The organism is Hydrotalea flava, assembly GCF_001623405.1.
In the GTDB taxonomy this organism is placed as follows: domain Bacteria; phylum Bacteroidota; class Bacteroidia; order Chitinophagales; family Chitinophagaceae; genus Hydrotalea; species Hydrotalea flava.
In genome coordinates this window covers 65,957-89,074 of the sequence record NZ_LUHG01000050.1, presented here as the reverse complement: position 1 = coordinate 89,074, position 23,118 = coordinate 65,957, and the positions used below count along the sequence as shown (strand labels likewise).

Sequence of the window (23,118 nt, the reverse complement as noted above, 5' to 3'; positions counted from 1 at the left end):
GGGAAAGCACTCGAAACTTTCCCATCTTTTAAGTGTAGCAAAATGTTTTATTTTATCTATAAATTTACACCTGCCAGTTCTAAACTTCTTTTTTTCAGTTTTACAATTTCTACATTTTCAATAATGGGTTCGGGCATTACAATCAAAGAGGTTTCATTTTCCTTCCACCATGTTTGGTCATATAAATGACTGGCATGTATAACACCAATCAAATATTTTCTTGCTTCGCCGGCATGCCATTCTTCTATCCACTCAAAATCATCTTTTGGGATGTAGTGCCAATCGGTAAAACTAAGGTATATTTTCAGGTAAAAATCATGTGTAAGGGTATGCGGCTGGTGGTGATATAGTTTTTTATATTCATATTTGTACTGGTAGCGCAGAGCGGCAATATCACTCAAAACAGCCGATGCCGTTGGGAAGCTGCCTGCTCCTTTTCCATAAAAAAACTGTTTGTCGGCAAAGCCGCTTTCAATGACTACGCCATTGTATTCATTTTTAACAAATGAAAGAGGTTCGTCTGTTTTTGTAAATTGAGGTAACACAAATGCAGATACGTTACCATCTTTTAATTTCTTAGCTTGTGCTACTAATTTTATTTCATATTTTTTTTCCTGGGCTACCTGTGCATCTGCAGTTTGTATGCTTTGGATGCCTGTAAACAGAATATTTTTAGGATGCTCTACAATTCCGTAAGCATGATTTAATAAAAGCGACCATTTGTTTACAGCATCATATCCTTCCACATCCAACACAGGATTGCTTTCTGCAAAACCCGATTGTTGCGCCAGTAAAAGTGCCTCCGAAAAACTCAGTTGATCTTCAAACATTTTGGTTAAAATAAAATTGGTAGATCCGTTGACTATAGCTTTAATGGCATGCAACAAATCATTATCATAGTATTCTTCTAAATTTCTGATAACAGGAATGGATGCACAGGCGGCACTCTCATACAATAAGGAGCAACCGGTTTCCAATTGTATCTGCAGCAGCTCAGGTAAATGTTCTGCCAGCATTTTTTTATTGGCACTTACCACTGCCTTTCCATTGCGCAATGCAGTAGCAACAATTTCAAATGCGGCTTCAGCATCATCGGTTACTTCTACAATTACATTAATGTGTTCATCAAATAATAAACTGTTTTTATCGGTTGTAAATAACTGGTCGGGCGCATTTCTTTTTTTCTGCGGGTGTTTAATACACACTTTTGTTAACTCTGCCTTTAATGAGGGGGTTTGCTGCAATACTTTGTATAAACCTTCTCCTACTATCCCAAAGCCAAATAAACCAATGTGTAATGATTGATGTTGCATAATAAATTCTAGTTATAATTAATTAAAAATCATCTGGACAAAAGAACCGGTAACAAAAAAGCCCGCCATTGATAAATCAGGCAGGCTTTATATAATACATCTATATTAGGGGGATGTAAATAAAAATTGACTGACTTATCTTTCCCATTGGTATGGGATGGAGTTGGCACCTTCATGTTATAAAAACATGGGTTGCCAAGGCTTCATTGGGCCAATTCCCTCTGCCTTTCTTGATAAGTGATAAAAAAGAACTGGCGCAAAAGTACAATGAGCGGTTTCAAATTTCCAAATATTTTTTTTAATCGGATGGAATTAGCTTTCTATGCTGTTGCAAAACGAGTCAACAATTCCTTCAAAGGCTTGTTCCTATCTTTGATACAATTTTATGGCAAAAAAAATGAAGAATAAGGTAGTGACAGATGGTGCCGGTGTTACCGATGCTATTGAAATAATGGGTGCAAGGGAACATAATTTAAAAAATATAGATGTTTCTATTCCTAAAAATAAATTGGTAGTTATTACCGGTGTAAGTGGCAGTGGTAAATCATCCCTGGCTTTTGATACTATTTATAATGAAGGCCAACGCCGTTACATGGAGAGTTTTAGTGCCTATGCCCGCCAGTTTATTGGCGATATGGAGCGGCCTGAAGTTGATAAAATTACCGGTTTATCGCCCGTTATTTCTATAGAACAAAAAACTACCAATAAAAATCCGCGCTCAACAGTAGGTACGGTAACTGAGGTGTATGATTTTCTACGTTTGTTGTATGCACGTGTAGCAGATGCCTACAGTTATGAAACCGGGAAAAAGATGGTAAAATTCTCTGAAAAAGAAATCATTGATCATATTTATACTTCATTTCCCAATCAAAAAATTTCCATTCTTGCGCCATTGGTAAGAGGCCGCAAGGGGCACTATCGCGAATTATTTGAAGAAATAAGAAAAAAAGGCTTTTTAAAGGTACGAATTGATGGTGAGATAAAAGATTTAACGGCTAAACTGCAGGTTGACCGGTATAAAGTGCATGATATTGAAGTGGTAATTGACCGTATGCCGGTTTCAACGGATATGCACTTGCGTATTACAAAAAGTGTGGAGCAGGCTTTAAAAATGGGTAAAGACCTGATGTTTTTATTGATAAATGATACCAATAAATTAGTGCAATACAGCAGCAGGCTTATGTGTATGGATACTGGTATTAGCTATGAAGAGCCATCGCCCAATGCATTTTCTTTTAACTCGCCTTATGGTGCCTGCCCGGTATGTAAGGGCCTGGGTTCCATTTATTCAGTTAGTTTAACGCAAATTATTCCTGATAAAAATGTTTCAGTAAAAGATGGTGGAATTGCCCCCCTGGGTCAGGAGCGAAACGCCCAATTGTTTCAGCAAATGGCTGCATTTGCAAAAAAACATAAAATCAATATTGATAAACCTATTGCCACCCTCAGTAACACTGAACTGAATTTATTGTTATACGGTACCGAATTGCCAGACGATGCCAATACTTTATTGAATGCCTCAGATGATGCATTCATAGCAAGCCAGGGATATACCGGATCTTTTGAAGGTATAATTCCTATGTTGAAGAGATGGTTTACTTCTTCTGGTAGTACTGAAACTACCAGAGAATGGGTGGAGCAATTTATGGAGCTGAAAACCTGCCCCTCCTGCAATGGTGCCCGTTTAAAAAAAGAAAGTTTATGGTTTAAAATTGATGGTAAAAATATTGCAGAATTGGGTGATATGAGTTTGGATTTATTAACCCAATGGTTTCAGCAACTACCCAAAAAATTAAGCAAAAAGCAAAGCGTTATTGCTAAAGATGTTTTAAAAGAAATTAATGATCGTTTAGGGTTTTTAACCAACGTAGGCTTAACTTATTTGCATTTAAACCGACCATCCCGCTCATTGAGTGGAGGAGAAAGTCAACGGATACGGCTTGCTACACAAATCGGTTCACAACTGCAGGGTATTACCTATATTTTAGATGAACCATCTATCGGATTACATCAGCGGGATAATCACAGGCTCATACAGGCTTTGCAAAATTTAAGAGATATAGGCAATAGTGTGCTGGTAGTGGAACATGATAAAGACATTATGCTGGCTGCTGACTATTTAATAGATATTGGACCGCGTGCCGGTAAAATGGGTGGTAGTGTGGTTGCTGCAGGAACACCTGCAGAAGTAATGCAGTTACAAACACCCACAGCCGGTTATTTAAATGGAAGCATTCATATTCCTATACCGGCGGGAAGACGAAAAGGGACTGGCCAATTGATTGAATTGAAAGGTGCATCGGGTAATAATTTAAAGAATGTTTCGGTACATTTTCCTTTAGGTACTTTAATATTGGTTACTGGTGTTAGTGGTAGTGGTAAATCTAGCCTGATTAATGAAACGCTTTATCCGCTATTGGCGGCACATGCTTATCATTCGCGCATAAAACCCATGCCCTTCAAAGCCATTAAAGGGTTGGAATATATAGACAAGGTAATTGAAATTGACCAATCGCCCATTGGTCGCACACCACGCAGTAACCCTGCTACTTATTGTGGATTTTTTACAGATATACGTACCTTGTTTGCATCGGTACCGGAGGCAAAAATACGCGGCTATAATGCCGGACGATTTTCTTTTAATGTAAAAACAGGCCGTTGTGAGGTATGTGAGGGCGGCGGGATGCGTGTAATTGAAATGAATTTTTTACCTGATGTATATGTGCCCTGCGAAAAATGCAATGGCAAGCGGTACAACCGCGAAACACTTGAAATAAGATATAAAGGCAAATCTATTAGCGATGTGTTGGATATGTCGGTAGATGAGGCCTGTGATTTTTTTCAACCTGTTCCCTGGATTTATCGTAAAATAAAAATACTACAAGATGTAGGGCTGGGTTATATTACTTTAGGGCAAAGTGCTGTAACACTGAGTGGGGGTGAGGCACAACGGGTAAAATTAGCAACCGAGTTAGGAAAAAAAGATACCGGTAAAACCTTTTATATTTTAGATGAACCTACTACCGGTCTCCATTTTCAAGATATTATGTTGTTAATGGATGTATTACAAAAATTAGTGAACCGGGGTAATACTGTATTGGTGATTGAACATAATCTGGATGTAATTAAACAAGCAGATTATGTTATTGATTTAGGTCCGGAAGGTGGTGCAGGTGGCGGAAAAGTATTATTTGAAGGAACGCCAGAGGGTTTGTGTGCTGTAAAAGACAGTCATACGGGACATTTTCTGGCATTAGAATTAAAACAATTTATTCAAACTACTTCAAAGAAAACAAATAAAAGAGTAGGCGGATAATACTTACAACTGTTTGTATTGGCTGTGTTTTCATCTATAATCAGATGCAATATGCTGCAATTTAAAAATTCTAATCCACTTCTAATCTATTCTTTGCATTTCTAACAAAAAATTTTATTGTTCCTGTTTAGCTTTGCAGTAGAAATAGCAGTAACCCATGCATCGCTTTTACAAAGCATATAATTTAATTGTTAAGTTACTTTTTTTTATCCTGTATATACTTTTTTTTGGGGTACAGTTGCTATTTAATTTTGATGCAGTACCTGAAGATCAAATTATTTATACACAGCTTCATTTACATGAAACTTATCAGCCGCATCAATATTTTAAAAAAGCAGTTTACACGCACAATAGTTCTCAACGGGGAGATAATATTCGTTTAAACAAACGTTATCAGCCGGAAACTGTAGCAGCTTCTACTTTCTTTGTATTAGCCATTATTCCGCTATTATTTATTTACATTCCCTATTGCAAATATAGGGAATCTTTTGTATCTTATTTTCAGCATACCCTGGCGCTGAGAGGGCCACCCGCAGGTATGTAAACCAATCATTTCTTTTATTTCATTTTAAAAACCAACAGGTTATATGTTTGTATTAAACAGAAAGTCAATAATTGGCTGTATGCTAATTGTTGTATGGATAGGTAGTAGTGTAACTGTTACCGGCCAAACAACCCAGCCATTTTACTCATTACCTCAATTAACAGATTCTGCATTGCAGTATTATCCATCTATTATGAGTAAGCAGGCTTTAATAGCCAGTGCTAAAGCGGGTATTATGGATGCCAAACATGCTGCATTGCCATCACTTCAGGTGCATGATCAGATAACAATGGCCACTGCCAATGGTGTTACCGGAACCTTTCTTCCTTTGGGAATTGCTATTCCAACAGCAGGTGGCATAACCGCCGATAATAATTCACAAGCTGCCTCAGGCAATCTGGGTATGATATACAGCCAGTATGAGTTGTATAATTTTGGATTGAATAAAGCACGTGTAGAAGATGCAAAGGCCAATGAAAAATTTAGTGAAGCAGATTATGCAAAAGAATCATATCTGCTGAAACTAAATGTTGCGAATTATTATCTGGCCTTATTAAAAAATATACAGCAGTTAGGTGTAGAACAAGATAATGTTCGGCGTTATGAAACCTTATTTAGTGTAATTAGAGCACAAACTGCCAGTGGTTTAAAGCCCGGTGTAGATTCTTCTTTAGCTAAGGCAGAATTAGCCAAAGCGCGTATTAATTTAAATAATCAGTCAGATGTGGTGCTTCGTTTACGCGAACAACTTTCTATGCTTACCGGAATACCTATTCAAAGATTAAATGTTGATACCGCGGTTGGACGATTTAATAATCTTATACAGCAAAATAATTTTAGTAATGCTATAGATACCCTTGGCAATCCGCTGATTGATTATTATCAGCAAATCAAAAATAGATATATGGCACAGGGTAAGTTGATTCAAAAAACTTACCAGCCTAAAATTTATTTAGCAGGTGGTTTTTGGGGTCGCGGTTCCAGCATCGATTATCAGGATCAATACAAAACTATCGGTACCGGATTTGGGTACCAACGGTATAACTACGCACTGGGTTTGGCATTTACCTATAATTTATTTGATGGTATTCATCGCAAAGATCAAATGGCTGTGAACAAGTTTGCTACACAATCCAGCGACTATGATTTGCAACAGCAAAAATTATATTTATCGAATGCCTATCAAAAGTCATTGGCTTCTATTGACATCATTCAGAAAAATTTGCAGGAAATACCCATTCAATTACAATCGGCTCGCGATGCCTATCATCAAAAAGTTGCGCAATACAATGCCGGTTTAATTAATCTGATTGATTTAACCAACTCTGCTTTTGTATTATATCGCAGCCAAACAGATTATATTCAAACTATTACCAACTGGTTACAGGCTAATTTAGATAAATCTGCCGCAGCAGGCACAATTGATTCATTCATCCAAACAATAAAATAATTTATATGGTACGAGCAGCCCTTAAAAGGCCCATTACGGTAATTGTATTGTTTGCAGGGTTATTGCTGTTTGCAGTAATGGCTTTACGAACCATACCTATTGATATATTCCCTAAACTTAATTCACCCACCATTTATGTCATTGAGCAATATGGTGGTATGTCGGCCGCACAAATGGAAGGCTTTTTTGCAACCCGTATGGCCGATCAGTTTTTGTATATAGATGGAGTAAAGAATATTGAAAGTAAAAATATTCAGGGCTTAACTTTAATTAAACTTACCTTTTATGAAGATGCAAATATGGCGGAAGCTTCGGCGCAGGTAGCCTTACAGGTAAACCGAACCATGGCATTCTTCCCGCCAAGTGCATTGCCTCCTACCGTAATTCGGTTCGATGCTTCATCATTACCGGTAGGTGAGTTGGTATTCAGCAGCAAGACCCGACCGCTAAAAGATATCTTTGACCTGGCCGTTACACGTATTCGTCCCTTGTTTGCAACGGTACCGGGTTTGTCTGCACCTCCACCTTTCGGTTCTAATGCACGTACAGTATTAATCAATATTGACCCTACCAAATTAAGCTCATTTAACTTATCGGCCGATCAGGTGGTAGAAGCTATTGCAAAGAATAATGCCATTTCTCCTTCCGGTAACATACGTATTGACAGTACCATGTATGTTACTTCGGTAAATTCTTTAGAAACCAAAGTAAAAGACTTTGAAAACATACCCATTGTGAGTAACAATGCTACTTCTATTTTTGTAAAAGATGTAGCAAAAGTTACCGATGGGGCGGATATTACGGTAGACTATGCATTAATTAATGGCAAACGTTCGGTTTATATACCGGTAGTAAAAACAGCCAGTGCCTCAACTTGGGGAGTAGTGCAAAACTTACGTGCAAAACTTCCTGAAATGCAGAGCCTTTTGCCCAGCGATGTGCATATTCAATATGCGTTTGACCAGTCGGTGTTTGTAATTAACTCGGCAAAAAGCTTAATGACAGAAGGTATTTTGGGAGCCATATTAACGGGGTTAATGGTATTGCTGTTTTTGCAGGATTGGCGAAGTAGTGTGGTGGTAATTATTACAATTCCGGTAGCCATTTTGAGTGCTGTGTTCTTCTTAAAAATGGCGGGACAAACCATTAACATTATGACTTTGAGTGGTTTGGCTTTGGCTATTGGAATATTGGTGGATCAGGCAACGGTAACCATTGAAAATATACACCAGCATTTAGAAATGGGTAAGCCCAAGAAGCAAGCCATTTTAGATGCCTGTCAGGAAATATCGTTCCCGCTTTTATTAATTTTATTATGTATTCTGGCGGTGTTTGCACCTGCATTTGTAATGTCGGGCGTACCCAGAGCCATGTTCCTTCCATTATCATTATCCATTGCCTTTGCAATGATTGTATCTTATGTTGGTGCTCAAACTTTGGTGCCGGTTATTTCAAACTGGTTGTTGAAAGAAGATATGTTCAACAAATACAGCCATACCAAACAACATGCACATGCAGGTTTGGCATTAGACCAGCAGGAAGATGCCGAAGTAATTGAGCATACCAAAGAAGACGAAGAACACCAGGAAGAAGACAACTTCTTTCAACGGATTAAAGTGGCATTAGCCAGCCGCTTAACCAAGTGGATGCCCAAGCGTAAACTGATTGTAATTGTTTATTTGATATTGGCATTTGGAGCAGCCGGATTTTGTTTTGTGATTATAGGTAAAGATTTATTGCCTAAAACCAACACCGGAGAATTGCAACTTCGGTTAAGAGAACCCGATGGAACCCGTTTAGAAGTTACAGAGCGGGCTACCAAAGGTGTTTTGAATATTATTGATTCAACAGTTGATAATAATGTTGAAATATCTTCTGCCTATGTAGGATTGGTGCCCAGTAATTTTGGTACCAGTAATTTATATATTTTTAATAGTGGTACGCATGAAGCCGTTATTCAAATTAATTTGAATGAAAAGTATAAGGTGAATATGGAAAACTTAAAAGAAAAATTACGGTATGCCATTGCCAAAGCATATCCTGATATTAAAATTTCTTTTGAGCCCATTGAATTAACCGAGAAAATTATGGCACAAGGTGCATCAACACCCATTGAGGTTCGCGTAGCGGGTAAGAATATGACCGATATTGAGAATTATGCCAATCGGGTAATGGGAAATATGAAGGCAATTTCTTTTCTGCGCGATGTGCAAATTGCAGAGCCTTTAAAATATCCTACCATCAATATAAAAGTAGATCGTGAAAAATTGGCGTTAATGGGTTTAACCATTGATAATGTTTCGCGAAGTATTACTGCCAGTACCTCTTCCAGTCGTTATACCAATAAAAATTTCTGGTTAGATCCCAATAACTCTTATACCTATCAAACACAGGTACAAATTCCGGAATATGCCATGAATTCATTGGAAGAATTACAGGCTACTCCGCTGGTAAAAGGGCAAGCCAGACCGGTATTATCAGATGTAGCTACGCTTTCAGTGGATAGTTTACCGGGTGAATATGACAGAAGTGGCCCCAGACGTTTTGTTGTAATTAGTGCCAACATTTATAAAAAAGATTTAGGAGCTGCTACTACTGCAGTGCAGGCAGCGATTCATCAATCTGGCACACCGCCAGCCGGATTAGTTACACAGGTAAAAGGAATGTCTTCGCTGCTGGTTGAAACATTAGATTCATTGCAAAGTGGATTGTTAGCAGCCATTATTGTAATATTGTTGTTATTGGCAGCAAATTATCAATCATTTGGTTTAGCAGTATCAGTATTGGCAACTGTACCTGCAGTATTGCTGGGTTCCATGCTCATGTTGCTGGCCACAGGTGCAACGCTGAACCTGCAATCTTATATGGGTATTATTATGTCAACGGGTGTATCGGTAGCTAATGCCATTCTTATTGTAACCAATGCTGAGTCTTTACGGTTAGAATATAAAGATCCGTTTAAAGCAGCAGTAGTAGCTGCCAGTATCAGGCTAAGGCCTATCTTAATGACCAGCCTTGCCATGATAGCAGGTATGATACCTATGGCAAGTGGTTTGGGTGAAGCAGGCGATGAATCAGCTCCATTAGGTCGTGCGGTGATAGGCGGATTGGCTGCATCTACAGTAGCTGCCTTATTCATAGTGCCTTTGGTATATGGATGGGTACAACAAAAAGCTTCATTCAAGGATGTATCTCTGTTACCTGAAGATGGGGCAAAAGATGACCCTGCACCCAATCCCGCGTAACATAAAATAACTATTTTATTTTATATGCTATTCATTTTATTCAATAATTAACTATAAAATTTACCACAATGAAATATTATATTGTTCTTTTCAGTACTTTATTGATGCTTGCATCCTGCTCTTCTAAAAAAGTAGAAAAGCAAAAAGACCCGCCTACCGTAGATACCACCACACATTATACAATAGCAACTGTAAAGAAAGGTGGCGTAAGTGTGGCATTAAAATTACCGGCCAAACTCGCTGCCTATCAGGAAGTAAGTATCTTTCCCAAGGTGAATGGCTATGTAAACAGTGTTTTGGTGGATATTGGTTCCAGGGTTTCAAAAGGCCAGCTTTTAATGGTGTTGGAAGATCCGGAATTAGAACAAGCCATGTTACAAGCCAAAGAAAGATACGAACGGTCTAAGGCAGATTTGTCTATTGACAAAGAAAATTATGTTCGTTTGTTAGAAGCAGCTAAAACACCCGGTGCTATTTCTCCATTAGATGTATCTGCAGCGCGAACCAAAGTGCAAGCCGATAGTTCATTAAGTAATGCCGAAAAGGCCAACTGGAAATACCAGGAAACCATGCTGGGTTATTTAAAAGTGTTTGCACCTTTTTCCGGAGTGATAACTGAAAGAAATGTGCATCCCGGTGCGCTGGTAAGTGCAGCTATTAAAGATCAACGTATGTTAGAACTGAAAGATATAGCACACCTGCGTTTACAAATTGATGTACCGGAAGATATTGCTGCTCATTTTAAAGATAAAGATACAATTGCCTTTTATACCAGTGCTTTTCCGGGAAAAAGGAATATTGGTTTTGTAAGCAGAAATTCTTATAATGTTAATCCTCAATTTAGAACCCAACGGATGGAGGTTGACGTGTATAATAATAATTACATGCTTTCTCCAGGTATGTTTGTAGAAGTACAATTGTTTACAAAAGGAAATCCCAATGCAATGGTAGTTCCAAAATCGGCCGTAATTACTTCTACTGAAAGAAAGTATGTAATTGTTGTCAGAAATGGAAAAGCAGTTAAAGTAGATGTACATACCGGAAATGATGATGGCACTCAGATTGAAGTGTATGGTGCAATACAACCCGGTGAAGAAATAATTAGTAATCCAAGTGATGATATTAAAGATGGAAGTACCATTCATGCATAAATAGCATTACTGATAAATAAAAAGCGACCGGGAAGTAATTTTCGGTCGCTTTATGTTTTATGATACTTATCTTATTTGGTATGTCATTCTATGTTAGTTTTGGTTGCAAAGCGCATGAATAAAGCAGTAGCTGCATCCGGTTGTCCGTGCAGATGTATAAAAAACTGTACCCAACACAATAATCACCAATAATGCCAGTATAATGATAAACCCGTTTTTACGCATATATTTTCTTTATTTTCAACTATGCAAAATTACCCGGGATTCTTGCTTTACTCATATCATATTCTTTTATGCACTATAACTGTTGGTAATCACTATGCTTATTTTGTAGGCTAATTCCCATACATTTAATCTGGCTGTTTAATCATTTCTATGTGATCTATTCCATCTTCATCATATACATCACTGCTTTGTACAAAACCAAGCGATTCATAAAACTGTTTTAAATACAATTGCGCACCAATTTGTATAGGAGCTTTTCCAAACAATTCATAGCAAGATGCAATTGAATGTAGCATTAATGCACGCCCTATTTTCTGTTTACGAAAATTTGGTGCAGTAACCACTCTTCCTATACTCATAAATTGGTATACCTTGCCCGGTGCTATTAAACGTGTATAAGCAACTAATTGCTCGTTAATAAAACCCATACAATGGTAACTGAACTGGTCTTTATTATCCATATCTAAAAACACGCAATTTTGTTCTACCACAAATACTTCACTTCTCAGCCTCAGTACATTGTATAATTCATGAGGCGTTAGTGTGTCGAATGTTTTTAACTTCCACTCAATTGTTTGATTTATATCTTCCATTGTGTAATTTTTAATTGGGCATTATCTGTTGTAAAAACTGGATGCTTTTGTTGTATGTGTCAATTAAGTTTACTCCTGTCCCCCCATGTCCTGCACCGGCATATTGAATATATTGATGAGTAATGTCATAGTTGCTTAACCGATTATTTAAACTATCACTTTGACTAATGGGTACCACATCATCTGCAGTTCCATGAAAAATAATAGTAAGTGGTAGTTTTGATGTATTGACCAAATATAGAGGACTGGCGCTGATGTAGGCCGGCATATTGGTAGCAGGTGTTCCGTTCAGGAAAATGGATAGTAATGAGGGGTACAACAGATTGGGGGCATTGTAATACAAAGCAGCCAAATCTGTATGTCCGAATAAATCAATGATTGCTTTAATTTTATCAGAATGCGTATATCCCAATAACAAGGCCAATTGGGCTCCGGCACTGGCACCAAAAACAGCCGATTGACTGGTGTTAATAACATACTTGGCTTGCTGCTGTTGCAGGGATTGAAATGCACTATTGATATCTGATAATTGTGTAGGCCATACATTGGCTCCCTGAATGGTTGCCAAACGGGAATTGATATTGCACAATGCAAAATTGGGTAAACTATTTTGCAATGTTAGTATGGCGGTATCAAAATCTGTTTTGTCGCCTGATGTCCATGCGCCACCATGAATGAGCATTAATACTTTGGTGTGTATTGTATCTCTCCCTACCGGTAAATACACATCCATTTTTTGTAAAGGGTCTGGTACATAAGCAACATTCATCAGGTTTTGCGCAGCCAACGGTGCATGATTAGCTGTTATGTTATGTTTGTTGCATGCTAAAAAGAGGGTTAGCATTATTCCAATAAAAAAAAGATAACAGAAACGGTTGATGACTTTCATGCAGCTTTGTTATTGGAATAAAGTTAATTAAAACTTTATTGATTAACCTGCTACTGTTTCTTCAACCATTTACTATTATCTTTTTTTAAAAAAAATGATGGCTTAGCCTCTACCGGTATAATTTGCATTACCAATTCTAAGGCAGTTTTCATCCATCATTATCTTCCTGCAATACTCGGAACAACAGGCAGGCTCTCATTTCCAGCTTCACCAACTGATTGTACTGCAAAAAAATAATTGTCCTTAGAATATGGCAAATCAGCATTGATAGCAGTGGTAAATAATTTCTTTTGCCAGAAAGCGCTGGTCGTTTCACGCATTAAAATATAATATCCTTTTACATTGCCTGTTGCCGGTTTATCCCAATGCAGGCTGGTATAATTGCTTAATTTTTTTACTTCTACAGTTACATTTTGTGGCATGGCAGGTGCTTTGGCTAAATTTGCAAGGTTGGCTAAGTTAATGGCTGTGTTTTTTCTTAGGTATTCATAGTCCATAAATTCTGGCAAATCGCCATATTGAATGCCATTTTCTTTTCTTACATCCTGATGCTGGTGATAGTAGTTTTCGTTCATTTCAGTAATTCTTACGGCTGCAAACCCATTTTCAACATAAGGTAAATGGTCGCCACCTCTTAAAAAGCGGTCGTTTCTGTAAATCATTACCACCTGAATATTGTCTACATATCTTTCGCCAATTTCTTTTACATAACGGGCTAACTGACGGGCCTTACCGTCGTTTTCCAAACCTAATGCCCGAATACGTTTGGCTTGTTTTTCTGTTTCATAAGCCGGTAATCCTTCGCTAAAAACTCTGATTCTTGTATTGTCAATAATGTTGGTTTCGCTGCTGTTGTTGCTGCCCATGATATCGTTGTTTAGCACAGCTTCAATATCCCAGCCTTCTTTTTTGGCTTTTTTGGCCATATAGTATGCACCTAATAAACCCTGCTCTTCTCCACTCACTGTTACAAAAATTACAGTAGCAGGAAAAGTATGCCGGCTCATAATTCTGGCACATTCAATTACAGCTGCTGAACCGCTGCCGTCGTCGTTGGCACCGGGTGCTTCATTTACCCGATCCATTACATTGGTGCGCATATTATCTAAATGCCCGCTGATGATAAAAATACGATGGTCGTTCGGATCAGTGCCTTTTAAAGTAGCTACTACATTGCCTAAAATAATGGTACTATCTACTCTTTTTCCATCCGGCTGATACGTAACCGTGTCAATAAAAGCAGTTAAACGGCCGTTACTGGCAGCAGCAAATTCATTGAATTTTTGTAATACCCATTTTCTGGCAGCACCAATACCTCTTTTAGGATTGGTTTGTGTGCTGAGCGTATTGCGTGTGCCAAAGTTTACTAAAGTTTTAATGTAACTGTGTAGTGAATCGGCAGATACTTCTTTTACCATTGCTGCAATTTCAGGATCGCGGTCAATAATGGTTTGGCTGTAAATAGCTGAAGTGCTAACTGCTAAAAGCAGTAGGGTGCAATAAAATTTTCTCATAGCATTTGTTTATTGTTTAAAGATAAATAGAAAGATGGTTTTGAAGATTAGTAATTGTATTTGTTTTTCCAGCGTTCTTTTAAAAATTTTCTGATTTCATTTTCTCTGGCATTGTTTCCGGGTGAATAAAACGTTGTGCCAGATATTTCTTTGGGCAAATATTCCTGATCCAAAAAATTACCTTCACCTAAATGCGGATATTGGTAGTTTTTTCCATAATCTAAATTTTTCATTAAAGTAGTAGGGGCATTGCGAATGTGAAATGGAACGGAAAGATCGCCGGTAGTTCTTGCTGTTTGCAATGCTTTATTAATGGCTTCGTATGCAGCATTACTTTTTGGTGAACCTGCTAAATACGTGGCACACTGGCTTAAAATTATCCTGCTTTCAGGATAACCAATTTTATTCACGGCATCAAAAGTTGCATTAGCTAATAATAACGCATTGGGATTGGCGTTGCCAATATCTTCACTGGCAAAAATAACCATACGCCGGGCAATAAATTTTACATCTTCCCCGCCTTCTATCATACGTGCCAGCCAGTATACAGCAGCATTCGGATCGCTTCCTCGCATGCTTTTAATAAAGGCAGATATAATATCATAGTGTTGCTCGCCATTTTTATCATACAACGCCACTTTTTGTTGGGCAATGGCTGTTACCATTTCGTTGGTGATTGTAATATTTTTTTCTTTGGAGGATAGAATAACCAGTTCAAATAAATTGAGCAATTTTCGGGCATCACCACCGGAAAGTTGCAATAGCACAGTGGTTTCTTTTAATTGAATGGAGTAGGTTTGCAGTATTGCATCTTTCTCAATAGCGGTTTGTAATAGTTGCAACAAATCATTTTCCTGTAATGGTTTTAAAAGATATACCTGGCAACGGCTCAGCAAAGCTGCATTAACTTCGAAAGAAGGATTTTCGGTTGTTGCACCAATTAAGGTAATAATGCCTTGTTCAACAGCGCCTAATAATGCATCTTGTTGGCCTTTGTTGAAGCGATGAATTTCATCTATAAATAAAATGGCACGTTTGGTTTGCCTGGCTGTTTCAATGACTTCTCTTACTTCTTTTACGCCGCTGCTTATGGCGCTGAGTTGAAAGTAAGGTACCTGTAAAGTATTAGCAATAATATTGGCTAAGGTTGTTTTACCCACGCCAGGTGGTCCCCATAAAATGATGGAAGGAATATAACCTTGTATCAGCGCTTTATTGAGAATACTGTCTTTTCCGGTAAGGTGCTGTTGGCCGGATAATTCCTGTAAAGACTTTGGACGCATTCTTTCCGCCAAAGGAGGCATTGTGTTCATGCCTGAAAAGTAAAAAAAAATATTCAGGGTATGGCCAACAAAAAATTATTTTAAGAATAAAGCTGCATATTTTTTCATGAGTTGGTAGGTGATTAAAATATGCACAAATAAAACAATAGAAAAAGGCAGCATAATTAAAATGGCATTGTGCATGGCAGCCATTAATTCGGGTGAAGTGATGTTGGCAGGCAAGTTAGCTGGTTTAGATTCGTTTAATACAGCTAAAAATTTGGCATACATGTCCTTGTTGGAAAAGAAATATAAAATGGAAACACAAGATATAATGGCTAATACTGAAAAGATAATAGCTATTACAGCATTAATTTTAATCCAATCTTTCAAGGTTGCTTTACAAGGGCTGTTTTTTAAGATGCCTTTGTATAAAAAAACAGCACTGGCAAAAATATAAATTACCACACAGGCCAATATCACAGCACTTAGCATAACAGTTGGATTGCCAATGCCGGCAAAAATGGAAATTACACTCTCAAAGCCAAACAGGATAGCAAAGGGAAGTAAAATGATGGTAAGAATTCTATAAATACTTAATATTTTCATACTTATTTTTTACTGTTTCAATTTTTCAGACTGCTGAGGTGTTGTTATTTGAATCGGTTACTGTAGGTTCAGTTTTATTTGTAACTCTTTAAATTGTTTTTCATCAATAGGGCCGGGGGCATCTAACATCACATCTCTGCCGCTGTTGTTTTTGGGGAATGCAATAAAATCGCGGATACTTTCGCTGCCGCCTAAAATGGCGCAAAGCCGATCGAACCCAAATGCCAATCCGCCGTGTGGTGGTGCACCATATTCAAATGCACCGAGTAAAAATCCAAATTTGTGTTGTTGTTCTGCTTCATCCATACCCAGTGCATCAAACATTTTTTCCTGGAGTTGGCGTTGATAAATACGAACAGAACCACCGCCAATTTCATTGCCATTCAATACCATATCGTAGGCATTGGCTTTTATATTGGCATAGGGGTGTTCTAAATATTTTGCAGGATCAGTAATAACTGGCGAGTGTTGAATCATGGTTTCAATGTATTCCGGTTTGGGCGAGGTGAAAGGATGGTGCCTGGCAACCCACCGGTTGTTTTCTGGATCATATTCAAACAATGGAAAATCAAGTACCCACAATAATTTAAATTCATCTTTTTTGCGTAAGCCCAAACGGTTGGCCATTTCAAGCCTCAATTCGCTCATGGCCTTACGTGTTTTTTCTTCTGTTCCGGCTAATAATACAATTAAATCGCCGGGTTGTGCATTGGCTGCGGCTGCAATGGCTTTTAGCTTATCCTCGCTGTAAAACTTATCTACACTGCTTTTGAGTGTTCCATCGGTATTGTACTTAATAAATGCCAAGCCTTTCATGCCAATTTGTGGTCTTTTTATCCATTCGGTTAATTCGTCGGTTTGTTTGCGGGTATATTCACTACAGCCCGGAATGGCAATGGCAATAACGGTTTCGGCTTCATCAAACACTTTAAAATCGGCACCATTAATAAGATATGCCTGATTTTGTTTACCGGGAAATGCATGTGCCGGAAATTTAATATTACACAGGGGCATATTAAAACGAATATCGGGTTTGTCGTTTCCAAATTGCCACATCGCTTCTTCCCACGACATGCGTTCAACCGGTGCTGTATAGTCAATATTTTTTACTGCTTTAAAAATGTGTTTCACCAACCCTTCAAACATGTTTAAAATATCTTCCTGTTCCACAAAACTCATTTCACAATCTATTTGTGTAAACTCGGGCTGGCGGTCGGCTCTTAAATCTTCATCTCTAAAACATTTTACAATTTGGTAGTATCGGTCGTAACCGCTTACCATTAGCAATTGCTTAAATGTTTGCGGGCTTTGCGGCAGTGCATAAAATTGTCCCGGATTCATGCGGCTGGGTACCACAAAATCTCTGGCCCCTTCGGGGGTAGATTTAATAAGGAAAGGCGTTTCTATATCCATAAAACCGTGTTCGTGCAGGTAGTTACGGGTTGCACGACTCACTTCGTATCGAAGCACTAAATTTTTCTTTACAGTATTTCTGCGTAAGTCGAGAAATCGGTATTTCATGCGCACATCATCACCACCATCGGTATCATCCTGAATAGTAAAAGGTGGTACAGCCGATTTATTTAAAATGCTAAATTCAGTCACCACTACTTCAATATCGCCGGTAGCTAATTGAGGGTTTTTATTGCTTCTTTCATGCACCATGCCTTTTGCCTGAATTACAAATTCGCGGCCTAAAGGATTGGCTTCTAAAGTATCGTTCAAACTTTCATTAAAAAGCAGTTGCGTAATGCCATACCGGTCTCTGATATCTACAAAAGTGATGCTGCCAAATTTCCGAATGGTTTGCACCCAGCCTGCCAGGGTTACATTTTTTTGTACATCGTTGCTGTTTAATTCTCCACAGGTATGCGTTCTATACATTATTATTTTTTTAATATTTGTATTTATATTGCCAAAGTATGTTTTAAAATGGGTTATTTTTTGTAAGGGTAACCCCTGTTAGAAGGTTGCCGGGTAGTAAGGAAGGTGCTGCAGTGTGCGGCGCAACGAAGCTGAACCTATTACAAAAGCCGGTAACATAACTAACTTTATGGGCTGCAAATATAGCTGAAATGCGATTGATGGATGCAGAATTATGCCGTTAGTTGTATGGCCTTTTGCCGATAATGTTGTGTGTAAGTACGGCTATTGCTGTTTTACAAACTATCCAATGCATTTTTGTGTTTGGGTTTCCAATACAAATAGTAGAAGGCCAAAATGAGAATACCAATACTAAAGGGAATCATGGCCAGATGTTTGAAGGTAATACCGGGGGCAACGAGTTTTTCATCAAAATGTAAAAACTCGCTAATCATCCAATAGGAATTGGCGGTAATCCAAACCGTAATGGCTAAATTATGGCATAGCTCTGACATAAATTGCCGGGTGCGATATGCAATAACAATAGAAATAATCAGGGTTGGAAAAATCATGGCAATGCCTAACGGGCGCCAAAATATGCACCAGCTAATGTCTTTAAACAGCCAGAAAACAATGTGCAGGTTTTCCATTTTTCGGTATTTTAATGGAATATTATATTGTTTTTCGGAAGTGATTGTATTGATATTCGCATCCATTGGATTGGCTAAACCATTGGCAATTATTGCAGGTTGGGGCACTTTCATTCGTTTGGGTTGATGAATTAAGCAAATAGTCTGCAATATTAATTTTTTATGAACAAATCAGGGAGCTAAAATTTTATGGAAACGATGGATGGCCACCTCCGGTATAAGTGGCTGACCATACTTTAAATGTTCGCTGAATACTTTAGCAAAATAAGGTGCCAATGAACAACCTTTGGTACCCAATCCATTGAATATGCCAATTTGCGGAAAATAGGGGTGCATTCCTATAAAAGGTCTTCGTTCCAGTGTGGCAGGCCGCTCAGCAGCAACATGTGCCTTTATTTCAAAAGGCAATTGTAGCCATTGCTGTAATTGTTGCAGGGTTTTTTGACGAAAAATTTCTGTTGGATTAGCGTGTTCATAACTCCATTCATACGAAGACCCTGCCCACCACAGGTTGCTTTGCCAGGGTACCAGACTAAGTCCCTGTTTATAAATGTGTTGCCTTGGTAATTGTTGTATTGCTAAAATCAATGCTTCTCCTTTATTGGGTGCAAAAGGAAGTTTTTGAAAATAAGGTAAATTGACAGCCTGGGTACCATTACAAAAAATAATAGCTTTTGCTTGGATACCCTGATATTGAATATAAGAGGGATGGATTTGTAATGCCTCTATGCTAAAATGTTCTGCAATCAGTAATTGCTGTGTACTTAATTTTTTCCGCCAGGTTTGAATGAGCAGTTGCAGGTTCACCAACCAGGTAGGATGGGTTTCGCCAACACCGAATGGGTAGTTAAAATATTTTTTCCATTGAAGCGAATTTTCTGGAACACGTAAATATTCAGTTTCGGTGGGTAATTGATTTGTAAATGCCAACTGCATTTGTGGCGTGGAATGAAAATCGAGTAAATTGGTTTGTTGTATCAACGAAATATTCAATTCTTTTTCTAATGCCCGATAGGCGTTTACTGCAAATGGCATAAGCGTTTCAATCATCCAGGTTCTTACAAATCTTCTGCCTGTAATAGGATTTATTACACCGCTGGCAATATTAGAAGCAGATGACGGATTGTAATTATCAATAATAGTAACGGTATTGCTTTGTTGTAATAAATAATAACTGAGCATAGTGCCTGCAATGCCTTGCCCAACAATTAAATAATCCACTTCCATTTTTCAAAAATATAAATAAAATGAACCGGATGAGGCTAATTTGTTTTTTTTGAAACATTGATTTGTATTGAAGGCGCATAGCTTTTGTATTCCTGAAGTTCGGCTGCGATACTTGCAATGCCCGATGAAAATCGTCCGGGTTGTGTAATGACAGCAAAATATTGCAGATTAGTTTTTCCTTTAGGTAGGGAAGCAATGAAAAAATGATGGCCAGAAAGGTTGGTTTGTTCAGCTACAAGAACAGTTGATTGGCGAGGATGGGCAATGATTTGCATACAAGCAGAATAATTATCTGTAATGGTAACTACCTTAACTGAAGGTAATGTATTTTGAATGGAGAGTTGAATCATAATTGTATCGCCAATGGCAAGTGGTTCATTTTCTGATAAAAGCTGTAATTGTGTTTGGTGGTTGAATGTTTTTTGTACAAAAAGTTTTTTACTCAGCTTCCATGATTGATGGGTAGCAGGAATTGCAGCAACATCCTGCAAATATTGCCATTGAATATTGCCATAAAAGATTGAGGTTTCGGTTTGTGAGGTTTGAATAGTAATATGGGCCAGAGTTGAGTCTATGCTATTGCCGGAAATACGAACGTTACAATTTTTTTCAATTGAAAAAACATGATTCCCCAGTGTAAGAGTAGCAGGAGGATTTAACAATATTCTTTCCTGCAATATTAAAGCACCTGCCTGCGCTATTAACCAGCTTTCGGCAATATTATTGTGTTGTATCTGCAAAGCCAATGTGTGTAAGGCTTTGGGTAAAACGGTTTTGATAAATGGATATTGGTGCACGTCTGCATTTTGTAAAAACTGAATGATCTGAATTTGCGTGTCAAACGCATTGGGTGAAAAAATATCTTTTGTTCCCGATGGCCAGCTTGCAGTTGCATTGTTTGCACTTGTAATAACGCTCTGTTGAATGGTTTGCAGTATGGTTTTATACAGCAATCCGGTATCGTTATATTGTTGTAATATGGCTCCCATTAATGCCTGATTAGCCAGTGTGTATTGAGTAGCATGTTTTTTTAAGCTGTTGAAAAGAATAGTATTTGAAGGGCAGGTAACCAGCCAATTTTTCAACAGGCTTTTACTATAGCAGTAAAGTAATGTTGTAGTTGTTAAATCAGGTGCTATTGTGTTGGATAGTGATTTTTGAACAAACAACAATCCCTGTTGCATCAAAGGAAATAATGCTGCTTTGGTAGCACTGTCAGTTTGATGGTTTATATATACCTTACTTAAGATGGTAATAATTTTTGCTGTAAGCAGTGCATTGGCTTCTTTATTCAAACCTGTTGCAAAACTGCCATTACTTTGTTGTAATTTTTTTAAACTTTCAATAGCATTTTCATCTTGCAATTCTTTTTGTGGTGCATTACTACTTAAATGAAAGAAATTGAATTTAGAAGTGGGCTGGGTGTTATTTGATGCCGTAAAAACAGGCGAGGGCAATAATGATAAACAGGCAGGTAATGCTTGATAATTTCGTAAAAGTTGTTGGGAAAAGAATTGTGATACGACTGACATTGGATTGTTTCTGTTTGCAAATTGCAATTTTTTCAGGGCTTCTATGGCCTGCCATATTGGTTGTGTTGCAATAATTGCTGTAAATGATTTGTTGGAAATACTTTCTTCATTGGCATTGTTCAAATCTTTCAAATAAATAGAATTGCCATTGCCTGTATGAAATGTGCATGAAAAGTTTTTATGAATGATGGCACGGTTCGGGAAAATAGGGATTGTGTTTTTGGCACTATCTGTACAATTACCGGATACTGCTTTTACAGAAAGTAGTATAGGTTGATTGAATCCGTATGGAACCTGAATTGGAAAATTGATAGCAACACTATCTTTTTGGGATGCAGTAAAATACTGTACCGGAAAGGTGTTGACAAACCAGCCATCTACCGGATCTCCTGTTGCTGCATCTGTAAGTTGTAATTGCATTTGTCCGGTTAATTCGGCATTGGTTTTATTGTGAATGTTTACGGTTAGATATACCAAATCGCCCTCTCTTAAAAAAGCAGGTGTTTTTAAATGAATTTCTATTCCATTCCGCGTATTGAAATTGGTTTTTGATTCTACTTGTGTAAAGACTAAAAGGCTACAAAATAAAAAAATAATTACTGCCGTTTTTTTTAAGTGCATGTAACAATATTAGTGATAAAAAATTAAGAATGGGCTTGCAAACATGAGTTCATTCATGATAGGGCAATAAAAAATCCTGCCATAAGCAGGATTCATTCTATAGATTACTATTGTATTATTTTTTCAGAACAGCAGCCATGGTTTTGCCAATATCTGCAGGGCTGGCTACTACATGAATACCACAGTCGGCCATAATTTTCATTTTTGCAGCAGCAGTATCTTCTGCGCCGCCAATAATGGCACCTGCGTGTCCCATTCTTCTACCGGGAGGTGCGGTTTGTCCGGCAATAAAGCCTACTACAGGTTTGGTTGCATTCTCTTTAATCCAACGGGCAGCATCAGCTTCCATACTACCGCCAATTTCACCGATCATTACAATGCCTTCTGTTTTAGGATCATTCATTAAAAGTTTTACTGCTTCAACAGTTGGGGTGCCGATAATGGGGTCGCCACCAATACCAATGGCAGTGCTGATACCTAAACCTGCTTTTACAATTTGGTCAGCCGCTTCATAAGTTAAAGTGCCTGATTTTGAAACGATGCCTATTTTACCGGGTTTAAAAATAAAGCCGGGCATAATGCCAATTTTTGCTTCGCCTGCTGTGATCACACCTGGGCAATTGGGTCCTATTAAGCGGGTATTTGTACCTTGTAAGTAATTTTTTACTTTCACCATATCTTGTACGGGAATTCCTTCTGTAATACAAACCACCAGTTCAATACCTGCTTCAGTTGCTTCCAAGATGGCATCAGCAGCAAAGGCAGGAGGAACAAAAATGATGCTTACATTGGCCTGGGTTGCTTTTACAGCATCGGCTACCGTATTAAAAACAGGCCTGTCTAAATGGCTGGTACCGCCTTTATTGGGTGTTACACCACCAACAACCTTGGTGCCATATTCAATCATTTGCGTGGCATGAAAAGTGCCTTCCGTTCCTGTGAATCCTTGTACCAAAACTCTGGAACTTTTATTTACTAATACAGACATAATAAAAAATTGAAATTAAAAAGATGTGCAAAAATAATGAATTATGCCCCAATAAGATGATGCCGGTTTATGAATTACATGAAAACTTTGGCAAATAAAAAATCACCAGGATGATTCATGGTTAGT

16 protein-coding genes and 1 riboswitch are annotated in these 23,118 nt (G+C 38.0%); of the genes, 5 read left to right on the top strand and 11 right to left on the bottom strand.

From position 1 onward, the window contains the following. Positions 1 to 56: 56 nt before the first annotated feature. Positions 57 to 1,313: a homoserine dehydrogenase gene (locus A0F92_RS05830; RefSeq protein WP_068242728.1), complete on the bottom strand. Its 1,257-nt coding sequence runs from the start codon at positions 1,311 to 1,313 to the stop codon at positions 57 to 59. A gap of 132 nt (positions 1,314 to 1,445) precedes the next feature. Then, a riboswitch (SAM riboswitch) is annotated at positions 1,446 to 1,553 on the bottom strand. Positions 1,554 to 1,710: 157 nt separating this feature from the next. On the opposite strand from A0F92_RS05830, the gene uvrA reads away from it, so the two are divergent. The 5 genes from uvrA to A0F92_RS05805 all read left to right on the top strand — a co-directional run bounded on the left by uvrA (position 1,711) and on the right by A0F92_RS05805 (position 11,019). Continuing rightward, positions 1,711 to 4,629, top strand: a complete 2,919-nt coding sequence (uvrA, locus tag A0F92_RS05825; protein ID WP_068242854.1) for an excinuclease ABC subunit UvrA — start codon at positions 1,711 to 1,713, stop codon at positions 4,627 to 4,629. A gap of 157 nt (positions 4,630 to 4,786) precedes the next feature. Beyond that, positions 4,787 to 5,173, top strand: coding sequence for a hypothetical protein (locus A0F92_RS05820; protein WP_068242725.1), 387 nt, complete (start codon positions 4,787 to 4,789; stop codon positions 5,171 to 5,173). A gap of 43 nt (positions 5,174 to 5,216) precedes the next feature. Beyond that, the gene (locus tag A0F92_RS05815) at positions 5,217 to 6,623 is read left to right on the top strand and encodes a TolC family protein (protein ID WP_068242722.1); all 1,407 of its coding nucleotides are present in this window, start codon (positions 5,217 to 5,219) and stop codon (positions 6,621 to 6,623) included. Positions 6,624 to 6,628: 5 nt separating this feature from the next. Further along, positions 6,629 to 9,868, top strand: coding sequence for an efflux RND transporter permease subunit (locus tag A0F92_RS05810; RefSeq protein WP_253810211.1), 3,240 nt, complete (start codon positions 6,629 to 6,631; stop codon positions 9,866 to 9,868). A gap of 68 nt (positions 9,869 to 9,936) precedes the next feature. After that, entirely contained in the window at positions 9,937 to 11,019 is a 1,083-nt protein-coding gene (locus A0F92_RS05805) for an efflux RND transporter periplasmic adaptor subunit (protein ID WP_068242716.1), read from the top strand. A 350-nt stretch (positions 11,020 to 11,369) separates the two neighbouring features. Here A0F92_RS05805 and A0F92_RS05800 read toward each other — a convergent pair whose 3' ends face one another. The 10 genes from A0F92_RS05800 to sucD all read right to left on the bottom strand — a co-directional run bounded on the left by A0F92_RS05800 (position 11,370) and on the right by sucD (position 22,992). Further along, positions 11,370 to 11,837, bottom strand: coding sequence for a GNAT family N-acetyltransferase (locus A0F92_RS05800; protein ID WP_068242713.1), 468 nt, complete (start codon positions 11,835 to 11,837; stop codon positions 11,370 to 11,372). Positions 11,838 to 11,847: 10 nt separating this feature from the next. After that, positions 11,848 to 12,726, bottom strand: a complete 879-nt coding sequence (locus A0F92_RS05795) for an alpha/beta hydrolase (RefSeq protein ID WP_167516837.1) — start codon at positions 12,724 to 12,726, stop codon at positions 11,848 to 11,850. A 158-nt stretch (positions 12,727 to 12,884) separates the two neighbouring features. Further along, a complete protein-coding gene (locus A0F92_RS05790) occupies positions 12,885 to 14,240 on the bottom strand; it encodes a M20/M25/M40 family metallo-hydrolase (protein WP_068242706.1) in 1,356 nt (451 codons plus the stop codon). A 47-nt stretch (positions 14,241 to 14,287) separates the two neighbouring features. Beyond that, a complete protein-coding gene (locus A0F92_RS05785; RefSeq protein ID WP_068242703.1) occupies positions 14,288 to 15,553 on the bottom strand; it encodes a replication-associated recombination protein A in 1,266 nt (421 codons plus the stop codon). A gap of 45 nt (positions 15,554 to 15,598) precedes the next feature. Continuing rightward, positions 15,599 to 16,111, bottom strand: a complete 513-nt coding sequence (locus A0F92_RS05780) for a hypothetical protein (protein ID WP_068242700.1) — start codon at positions 16,109 to 16,111, stop codon at positions 15,599 to 15,601. Positions 16,112 to 16,168: 57 nt separating this feature from the next. Next, on the bottom strand, positions 16,169 to 17,995 hold the full coding sequence (gene aspS, locus A0F92_RS05775; RefSeq protein ID WP_068242697.1) for an aspartate--tRNA ligase: 1,827 nt from the start codon (positions 17,993 to 17,995) through the stop codon (positions 16,169 to 16,171). Positions 17,996 to 18,270: 275 nt separating this feature from the next. Next, positions 18,271 to 18,738 carry a hypothetical protein gene (locus tag A0F92_RS05770; protein ID WP_253810209.1) on the bottom strand — a complete coding sequence of 156 codons (468 nt, stop codon included), beginning with the start codon at positions 18,736 to 18,738 and terminating at the stop codon, positions 18,271 to 18,273. Positions 18,739 to 18,795: 57 nt separating this feature from the next. Next, the gene (locus tag A0F92_RS05765) at positions 18,796 to 19,851 is read right to left on the bottom strand and encodes an NAD(P)/FAD-dependent oxidoreductase (protein WP_068242695.1); all 1,056 of its coding nucleotides are present in this window, start codon (positions 19,849 to 19,851) and stop codon (positions 18,796 to 18,798) included. Between the two features lie 35 nt (positions 19,852 to 19,886). Beyond that, positions 19,887 to 22,004 carry an alpha-2-macroglobulin family protein gene (locus tag A0F92_RS05760; RefSeq protein WP_068242692.1) on the bottom strand — a complete coding sequence of 706 codons (2,118 nt, stop codon included), beginning with the start codon at positions 22,002 to 22,004 and terminating at the stop codon, positions 19,887 to 19,889. A gap of 115 nt (positions 22,005 to 22,119) precedes the next feature. Further along, entirely contained in the window at positions 22,120 to 22,992 is an 873-nt protein-coding gene (gene sucD / locus A0F92_RS05755) for a succinate--CoA ligase subunit alpha (RefSeq protein WP_068242689.1), read from the bottom strand. Positions 22,993 to 23,118 lie beyond the last annotated feature (126 nt).